Genomic DNA, 584 nt, shown 5'->3' with positions numbered 1-584 from the left:
AAGCCCTCTGAAAAGAGGGCTTCATCGTGCTGGCCAGGTGCAATCTTCAGGAATTGCCCGGCGGCGCTGCGCTTGCGCGGGCCTACAGATATTTGCGTAACTGTTTGATATTGCAATTTTTCGTAGGCCGGGTAAGGCGAAAGCCGCCACCCGGCAGACAGATGAGTACGATAACGAAAACAGGTTTGTATCACCCGGAAGCCCTCTGAAAAGAGGGCTTCATCGTGCTGGCCAGGTGCAATCTTCAGGAATTGCCCGGCGGCGCTGCGCTTGCGCGGGCCTACAGATATTTGCGTAACTGTTTGATATTGCAATTTTTCGTAGGCCGGGTAAGGCGAAAGCCGCCACCCGGCAGACAGATGAGTACGATAACGAAAACAGGTTTGTATCACCCGGAAGCCCTCTGAAAAGAGGGCTTCATCGTGCTGGCCAGGTGCAATCTTCAGGAATTGCCCGGCGGCGCTGCGCTTGCGCGGGCCTACAGATATTTGCGTAACTGTTTGATATTGCAATTTTTCGTAGGCCGGGTAAGGCGAAAGCCGCCACCCGGCAGACAGATGAGTACGATAACGAAAACAGGTTTG

General features: G+C 53.9%; 1 protein-coding gene. It reads right to left on the bottom strand.

Annotation, left to right across the window (positions count from 1 at the left end; all coding sequences use genetic code 11):
• Positions 1-584 (bottom strand): hypothetical protein (locus ACLH1U_RS25185; protein WP_411299514.1); only part of this gene is annotated, 584 nt, incomplete at both ends.

Origin of the sequence: Klebsiella sp. 1SOBk5mer, from assembly GCF_046603115.1 — a bacterium.
Taxonomy (GTDB): domain Bacteria; phylum Pseudomonadota; class Gammaproteobacteria; order Enterobacterales; family Enterobacteriaceae; genus Klebsiella; species Klebsiella quasipneumoniae.
Note: the sequence above shows the minus strand (reverse complement) of the source record. Positions and strands in the feature narration are given on the sequence as shown.